Here is a 7,701-nt window from a genome sequence, read left to right as displayed (position 1 = left end):
TTTGTCATGTGAGTCACCTCTGGTTGAGAGTTTACTCACTTAGTCGCGTGTCCACTATTGATGGGTAAGATCAAACTCAGAAACTTTATTACTGGCAGCCATTCACTCATCTGGGATTGCTATGCTTCCCGATTGGCTTGCGGGCCCAGCATTACTGAACGGAGAACTTATCGATGTTCTGCCGACGTGGCGCAGTTCCGAAGAGGGGGGCGTTTTTGCTGTAATGCCTCCAGGACCTCTTCTGCCAGCAAAAACGCGGGTATTTGTTGACGAAATTGTTGGTGTATTCTCAGGCGGGTGGAAACAACCACAACGCTGAATCAGGAACAGCACTGACGGTACCCATCATGCATACACCGTATTGCCTCGCCAAAATGTTTAGCAGTCCAGTTTATTATTCGCATACGACGTATTCCTGCGTCTTCGACCTCCCATAGCCGCAACTCAGGCGCGCCTTCAGGCAGGTCAGTAGGCTGAGGATTACTGACCTGTATGTCAGTGTTTGTTGTGTCAAAAGAAGCAAATCATGTCATTTTTCAATCCTTCTTAAATGTTTAGGTGGATACCCGTCAGGCAGGCCACGTCCAGTCAGTAGTTCCAGTCCTGATGACCGTCGAAGCCGTGAGGCGGACCTTTGTTGCTGGCTGATATCTGCAGTGAGGTTGTATTGAGCATGGCTTGTAAATCATTTTGCTGTAATCAAGTCGCTTGACAGTATCTGTAGTGGTTACTATATAATGAATGAATTATGTATTGATCACTACAATTTATTGCGAGGTTCTTCTGGCGTGAGATTCAACTTGTATCGTAGCGATCGGTACGGCGTGTCACCTTTGCTTCTGACACATGGAAGGGCTGGACAGTGATTGGTGAAATGGCTCAAGAGATGATTAGTTGGGTGGACGCAGTGCGCAACCTTGGGCTGTGGGGAGCAGCTGTGTTCGGGGTGTTTTTTTTGCTGGCCACGTTAGCGTTGGTACCAGCCTCACCCTTAACCGCGATAGCCGGGTTTCTCTACGGACCGATATGGGGAACGCTGCTGATCTCACCCGTCGGTATGCTTAGTGCAGTGATGGCATTTGGAATAGGTCGTTCCGTCGCCCGGCCTTGGGTTCAGAGATATCTGGCTTGTCACCCACGAATGGCGGTTGTAGATCGGACCGTTGAACGTGGCGGGTTCCGCATTGTGTTTCTGCTGCGCCTGGCCTCCATTATACCCTTCGCGCCACTCAGTTATGTGTTGGGGGCCAGCCGGGTATCTGGTCATTCGTTTGCTGTTGCGTCGTGGCTCGGGCTTCTCCCAGGCACCTTCTTGTACGTTTATCTTGGATCATTGGCCTCTGATATTGGCGACATTCTTAGCGGTCAGGCTGCAAGTGGTGAGGGAGTCCGCGTGATGACCTGGCTTAGTCTGGGCGCGGGAATGATGGTCATTCTTATCCTTGCCCGGTCAGCTCGCGCTGCAGTCAATCAATCCATTAACAGTGATGAGCCAACAAAGTGAGCCATAGCCTTAACAAGCATTTTGAAGCTTTGCAACTGGGAGCCAGGTGTCCCACCGATGACGAGTACGCCAGACTTAAAGGTCGAGCGTGATCCAGGTTGTGAGCTCAGTGCCCGCACCTCTTTTATGATTCTTTAACCTCAATCAGGAATGAAACCATGAGTAAACCCACTTACGTGCAAGAATACAACGCCATCGTCGATGTGCTGAACCAGTACAATGAAGGTGGTAAGCAAGCCAGGAGCAGCATCATGAAGCCCGCTTTCAGCGAACAGGCGACCATCTTCGGCGTCGACGGTGATAACAAACTTACTGGTGGCCCTATCCAGGGTCTGTTCGACATCATCGATACTGCTTTCCGCCCGTCACCCGAGGCAAAGGGCGTGATAGTCAACATCGACATCGTCGGCACTGCTGCCAGCGCACGCATCGATACCAACGACATATCCGGTTTTTGCTTCACCGATTTCTTCAACTTGCTGAAAGTCGAAGGCAAGTGGACTGTGGTCAGCAAGATCTATCATACCCACGTTGCACCCTGAGAATTTGAAGGTATGTCAGGCAGCTTCCCGTTTGCGGTGCGTGATGCTGTCTATGGACGCAGTGACGTTCTCTCCAGCTGATCTTTCTGCTATCTCAATAAGGAGAATACATGAATAAAGTCTTTATTGTCGGCGGTGCAGGTAAAGTCGCGCGTCGGTTGGCACAACAACTAACCACGCGGGGTCACCAGGTATTGGCGTTGTACCGAAATCCTGAACAAACCGACGAGCTGAAATTGCTCGGTGCAACCCCAGTACTGGGGAGCCTTCTGGATCTGGATGAACAAAGTCTTGCAACGCTCATGGCTGGTAGTGATGTCGTGGTCTTCTCAGCAGGAGCTGGTGGGAAGGGGGGCATGACCATGACCAACGTTATCGATGGCCGTGGTCTCGAGCTGTCCGTTACAGCTGCCAGACTGGCCGGTATTAAGCGTTTCATTCTGGTGTCAGCATTTCCCGAGTCTTTTCGTGGCAAACAGATGCCAGAGAGCTTCGAGAATTATATGACCATCAAGAAACTGGCCGATGTACACCTGGCCGAAAGCGATCTCGATTGGGTCATTCTGCGCCCCGGAACATTGCTGGATGCACCCGGCACTGGCAAGGTGCGCACAGGGTTGGCTATTCCTTATGGCGAAGTGCCGCGGGACGATGTGGCCGCCGCGTTGCTGGAGATTATCGAACATCCAGCAGTGAGTCGAATCATCATCGAACTGACCGAAGGTGATACGCCTGTAGGTGAGTCTATCCAACGCCTTGTGCATTCGTGATCACTGTATGACCTTAAGGAGCGAACCGTGAAGCTTTTACTGGTTGGTGCGACTGGCCTGGTCGGCAGGCATGTGTTGGATCTGGCTCTGGCCGATCCCCGCGTCAGTACGGTTATTGCCCCTGGTCGCCGGTCATTGCCGGAACAGCCAGGGCTGTTCTCGCCCCTCGTGGATTACGAACGCTTGCCCGAAGATGCTGAGTGGTGGAAGGCTGATGCCATCATTTGCACACTGGGTACGACGATGAAGGTCGCAGGTTCTGAAGCAATATTCCGTCGGGTTGACCACGATTACCCCCTGTCTGTCGCACGGTTGGCACGCGGCTATGAAACTCCTGTTTATGTATTGAACTCGGCCATCGGCGCGAATGTGAAATCACGTTTTTTTTACAATCGGGTCAAGGGCGAACTGGAGCAGGACCTTACCCGTGAGGGGTTCACGTCACTGACATTTGTGCGTCCGGGCGTGATTGGAGGGCAGCGAGAAGAGTCCCGGCCTGGCGAAAGCATTATGGTCAGGGCTCTTGCATTAGCCGGACCACTATTGCCCCGACGCTGGCGGCTTAATCCACCAGAGCAGATTGCTCGTGTACTTCTTGAGGCGGCACTTAACGCAAAGGCTGGCGTTCACGTCGTGACGTCGGAGCGAATGGTCTAATGTGCCTGGACGGCGACAGCCTGCCAGGGCATTTACTGAGGACAAGATTCAGCGACGGACGCTGAAAGTTCGATTCCGCTGATCCACCCAGGCGGAGCCTGCACTATATTGCTGGCGGGCAGGAAATGCCCTGACGACACCGTCCCTTTGGGACGGTTTTGTATTGCAAGACGTTCAGGGGCGGGGCAGAAGCCGTACGGCCTGATCGGCGATACGTTTTAGTTCGTCCTGAGAAATCCCATCCTGAGCCGGGATTGACATGCCTTCCAGAAGCGTGTTGAGCGTCATGGCAATCCCTTCTATATCAGTTTCGGGAGGTAGCTGGCCATCTTCTTTACCCGCCTGCAGACGTTGCCTGAAGTAAACCCTGCCTTCCTCTCTCAGCGCTTTAACCGCATTATAGACATCCTTAGAATCCGGTGAAACGTTGATGGCGGCGAGAACCACCAGACAGCCACAGGGAACTTCCTGACTCGTCAGAATGACGGCGGATTCTTCAAAAAAGTTATGCACTGCGTCATATACATTCTCTTCCCGCAGCATCCTTTCCCAGGGGGCATCCCAGAACGTTCTTTCATAATAGTTCACTGCTTCCAGAAATAGCTCGGCTTTGCTCCCGAATGCCGCATACAGACTGGGTGGATTGATATCCATCACCCGACAAAGTTCACCGACGGAAGCTGGCTCGTATCCGCAGCGCCAGAACACCCCCAGAGCGCTAACCAGAGCCTTATCCCGATCAAAATTACGAGGTCTACCCCGTCGAGAGGATTTACTATGCGTCGAAACTGTCATATTCCAGCCTGATAAAAAAGTAAAACTAATGACCTACTATACAAGATATTGACGCCATTGTGTCGCAGGCCGACTCCAGTCTCTGAACTGGATTTACAAACTAATGGGGGTCTACCGTCGCGGGGTTGCACCGCCACTCAACTCGGTGAATGCGCGCAATCCGTTGTAACTCGCCATGATCATCTCTCGAAGCCGTACCTCATTCTCCGCTTCTGTTCCATGCACTTGTACATCAAAGCTTGCAGACCAGGTCACATAGCTTTCAATAACGCCAGCGCTATTCTGCTGCGCAGGATGTATGGATGCCAGTCTGCAATTTGGCCGAAGGCGGAAAGGGTGGACCAGATTTTACCGGTACCGGCCATTACCGGAGCCGTGAACCTGACGCATGGCATTGTTTATCCCCTCAAGTCTTTCTCGACACGATGTGATGATTAATTAATTGTATCGAGCACTACAATAATATTGGTATTATATAGCAATCACTACACAAAAGAGAAGCTTTGTTACGGGAGTAAACCATGACACATCAGACGCTAATCGCCGACGAACTGCCGGCAAAAGGACGTCCCCGCGGTTTTGACCGTGAAGACGCTCTGATGAAAGCACTTAACATTTTCTGGATGCAGGGCTACGAGCCCACTTCTATTGCTGACTTGTGTACGTCAATTGGCATCCGCCCGCCTAGCTTATATGCGGCCTTTGGCAGTAAAGCGGAGCTATTTATAGAAGCAGCGAGGTTCTATGAACATATCTACTGGGACGATGTCTGGGCAAGACTGGAAAAAGAGCCTGATGTGTACAAGGCGATAGGACGATTTTTTGAGGAGGCTGCTGATATTTTGCTCTCGGATTCAGCTCCCTGTGGCTGCCTGGTGGTATTGGCAGCCATCAATGTTTCTTCATCCGCCCCTCAGGTGTCTGAGGCCGCCAGAGAGATTCGGCAGGAGGGGAAGTGCTGTTTTGCTAACCGTCTTCGCCGCGCAGTACACGATGGCCAGTTGCCAACGGAAACGGCAGTCGATTCTCTGGCAACCTTACTTAATTCTCTACTGGCTGGCATGTCTGTCGAGGCTAAAGACGGTGCGTCACTGTCAATGCTGCGCGCAACTATAAAACATGTTACCCGGTTGCTACCTCCGGAACCGGTTCAGTCAGGTTGACGCCCAGTCTGACAACAGTTCCTTATGATTCTGGTAATTAACTGATAAATATAGTAATTATTGCATGCCCCATTCCCAGGTCCGCGCAGTTTCCTGGCAAAACAAAAAAATATGCTTGCCTTTTTATGTAGTGATCGCTATATATATACATATTTAGTGATCACTACAGAAGTGGATGGCTAAGTACTCGTCTTGAAAATGCAGTGAGCATTGGTGGTGTTAGTACGACCGTGCACTTCGTCCTCGTTTCAGCCAAAAATTTAAAGTGAAAATAGTCTGAATTTTTTTAAAACCGTAATGGTCAAGCTGGAAAGTGTTTTTCTTCCGGTTTATTCATCCTCCATAACGGCTAACGCTGGCTCGCTGGATTGCGCCAAAAAACCATTCAGCACTAAGGCGCTCAGTGGGACAAGCGGTATCAACCAATGGCGCATTTAAGTAACAGTGTCCGGAAGCGGCGCACTGACCGGATAAGGTGTGGCACTGCTCTTCATGCCGCACCGGATGTTTTATCGTTATATACGTAAATATTACGTTGATAGAAATTGCAGAGGAAAAAGAATGAACCCGAAATATGCACCTTTATTTGAACCCTATGTATTCAATAACGGAGTCAGCATTAAAAACCGTTTTACCGTTGCGCCAATGACACATTTTGCTTCCCATGAGGACGGCAGCATAAGTGACGAAGAGCGCAACTTTCTGGCCGATCGCTTTGATGGATTTGGTCTGTTTATTGCTGCCGCCACGTTGGTATCTCCTGAAGGCAAGGCATTTGTCGGTCAGCCTGAAGCTATCGGTGAAAAAGATTTACCTGGCCTGCGTGAAGTCGCCAGCATTGCTAAAAATCAAGGGGCTACCGCGATTCTGCAGATCCATCACGGTGGTCACCTCAGTATTTCTGAACTGCTTAACGGCAGAGATATGGTTGCACCTTCTGCGGATGAAAAATCAGGGGCCCGAGCCCTGACTGACGGTGAAATCCGCAATCTGATTGCAGCCTTCGCCAATGCTGCACATCTGGCTATTCAGGCAGGTTTTGATGGTGTTGAAATCCACGGAGCCAACAACTACCTAATCCAGCAGTTTGTCTCAGGTGAAAGCAACCGCCGTACAGATGAATGGGGTGGCGCTATAGAGCAGCGTCTGCGTTTCCCGCTTGCTATTGTTGATGCGGTCATGGAAGTGAAGAAAAAGTATGCTACCGACAAGTTTGTTGTGGGCTACCGTTTTTCTCCGGAAGAACCGGGTGCGCATGGCCTGACAATGAAAGATACATTTGCTCTGATCGATGCGTTGGTTCAGAAGCCGCTGCAGTACCTGCACGTTTCTCTGTGGGATTTTTATAAAAAAGCGCGTCGCGGAGCAGATACTTCGCTGACCCGAATGCAACTGCTGCACGAACGCATCAATGGAAAACTGCCGTTGATCGGTGTCGGCAACCTCTTTACAGCAGATCAAATTCTTGAAGCCTATCTGACAGGCTGGGCGGAGTTTATTGCCATGGGTAAAACCGTGATGATGAATCCGGACCTTATCCGCTTGATCACATCAGGTCAGGAAGAGCGGATTGTGACAGCTATCGATCCACTTAAGGAAGACCGTTATCGCATTCCGGATAACCTGTGGAATCAAAATATGCAGCGTCTTTCCTATCTGCCTCCGTTAAAAGACGACATGCACTGGCAGTCTCCTGATATTTAAATCGCAGCGGAATAAACCCATTTTCATTATTACCTCCATACCTGACTGATATGTCAGGTAGCAATAACCATGCAGGAATCTAAGATGAATTATATTCAGAACAAAATTGCCATTAGTTCTGAAGGTGTCGCAAATGCTGTAATTTATGCACTGAACCAACCTGAAGACGTCACCGTTAACGATCTGATTATCTCTCCTACCCGTCAGGACTGGTAACCCTTCTACTTTACTTTTAAATATACTGTATTAACGCCCCAGACATGTTTCTCGAAAAGTAATGTGCTGGGGCGTTTTTAACCAAGGGACAGTTTAATGTACCTTATCCCTGAATTCATTTGACCACCATAAAGCCCCTTTCTCAGATACCTAACAAATGGCACTTCGTACAGGCATACAACCAGATGTCACCAGACGTGCTTATTTCTGCCCAGCTAATGGTAATCAAATCGAAAAGCAAAAACCCCGCTCAGGTTTCCCTGAGCGGGGTTTTCAAATTTGGCTCCTCTGACTGGACTCGAACCAGTGACATACGGATTAACAGTCCGCCGTTCTACCGACTGAACTAC

At 50.1% G+C, this 7,701-nt stretch carries 8 protein-coding genes and 1 pseudogene; 8 read left to right on the top strand and 1 reads right to left on the bottom strand.

Annotated elements, in window-relative coordinates; translation table 11 throughout:
- Positions 1-82: 82 nt before the first annotated feature.
- From NV64_RS24540 to NV64_RS22175, 5 genes and pseudogenes are all read left to right on the top strand, one after another.
- Positions 83-319, top strand: a pseudogene (locus NV64_RS24540) (hypothetical protein); the annotation flags it as partial.
- Positions 320-862: 543 nt separating this feature from the next.
- Positions 863-1,504, top strand: a complete 642-nt coding sequence (locus tag NV64_RS22190) for a TVP38/TMEM64 family protein (RefSeq protein ID WP_199177715.1) — start codon at positions 863-865, stop codon at positions 1,502-1,504.
- A 158-nt stretch (positions 1,505-1,662) separates the two neighbouring features.
- Positions 1,663-2,046, top strand: coding sequence for a nuclear transport factor 2 family protein (locus NV64_RS22185; protein WP_101506806.1), 384 nt, complete (start codon positions 1,663-1,665; stop codon positions 2,044-2,046).
- A gap of 110 nt (positions 2,047-2,156) precedes the next feature.
- On the top strand, positions 2,157-2,816 hold the full coding sequence (locus tag NV64_RS22180) for an NAD(P)-binding oxidoreductase (RefSeq protein WP_101506805.1): 660 nt from the start codon (positions 2,157-2,159) through the stop codon (positions 2,814-2,816).
- A gap of 27 nt (positions 2,817-2,843) precedes the next feature.
- The gene (locus tag NV64_RS22175; RefSeq protein ID WP_101506804.1) at positions 2,844-3,473 is read left to right on the top strand and encodes an NAD-dependent dehydratase; all 630 of its coding nucleotides are present in this window, start codon (positions 2,844-2,846) and stop codon (positions 3,471-3,473) included.
- A gap of 174 nt (positions 3,474-3,647) precedes the next feature.
- Here the strand turns inward: NV64_RS22175 and NV64_RS22170 are convergent, their stop codons facing one another.
- A complete protein-coding gene (locus NV64_RS22170) occupies positions 3,648-4,268 on the bottom strand; it encodes a TetR/AcrR family transcriptional regulator (protein ID WP_101506803.1) in 621 nt (206 codons plus the stop codon).
- Between the two features lie 521 nt (positions 4,269-4,789).
- Here NV64_RS22170 and NV64_RS22165 point away from each other — a divergent pair.
- From NV64_RS22165 to NV64_RS24395, 3 genes are all read left to right on the top strand, one after another.
- On the top strand, positions 4,790-5,431 hold the full coding sequence (locus NV64_RS22165) for a TetR/AcrR family transcriptional regulator (RefSeq protein WP_101506802.1): 642 nt from the start codon (positions 4,790-4,792) through the stop codon (positions 5,429-5,431).
- Between the two features lie 561 nt (positions 5,432-5,992).
- Positions 5,993-7,135 carry an NADH-dependent flavin oxidoreductase gene (locus NV64_RS22160; protein WP_101506801.1) on the top strand — a complete coding sequence of 381 codons (1,143 nt, stop codon included), beginning with the start codon at positions 5,993-5,995 and terminating at the stop codon, positions 7,133-7,135.
- A gap of 84 nt (positions 7,136-7,219) precedes the next feature.
- Positions 7,220-7,351, top strand: a complete 132-nt coding sequence (locus NV64_RS24395) for a hypothetical protein (protein ID WP_255410344.1) — start codon at positions 7,220-7,222, stop codon at positions 7,349-7,351.
- Positions 7,352-7,701: the final 350 nt, after the last annotated feature.

The organism is Erwinia sp. B116 (assembly GCF_002865965.1).
GTDB lineage: Bacteria > Pseudomonadota > Gammaproteobacteria > Enterobacterales > Enterobacteriaceae > Erwinia.
This window is presented reverse-complemented; position numbering and strand designations above follow the sequence as displayed.

Excerpts from the sequence above, each read along its gene's own strand:
- NV64_RS22185 (WP_101506806.1), top strand. The coding sequence starts at position 1,663 with ATGAGTAAACCCACTTACGTGCAAGAATACAACGCCATCGTCGATGTG.
- NV64_RS22180 (WP_101506805.1), top strand. The coding sequence starts at position 2,157 with ATGAATAAAGTCTTTATTGTCGGCGGTGCAGGTAAAGTCGCGCGTCGG.
- NV64_RS22170 (WP_101506803.1), bottom strand. The coding sequence starts at position 4,268 with ATGACAGTTTCGACGCATAGTAAATCCTCTCGACGGGGTAGACCTCGT.
- NV64_RS22165 (WP_101506802.1), top strand. The coding sequence starts at position 4,790 with ATGACACATCAGACGCTAATCGCCGACGAACTGCCGGCAAAAGGACGT.
- NV64_RS22160 (WP_101506801.1), top strand. The coding sequence starts at position 5,993 with ATGAACCCGAAATATGCACCTTTATTTGAACCCTATGTATTCAATAAC.
- NV64_RS24395 (WP_255410344.1), top strand. The coding sequence starts at position 7,220 with ATGAATTATATTCAGAACAAAATTGCCATTAGTTCTGAAGGTGTCGCA.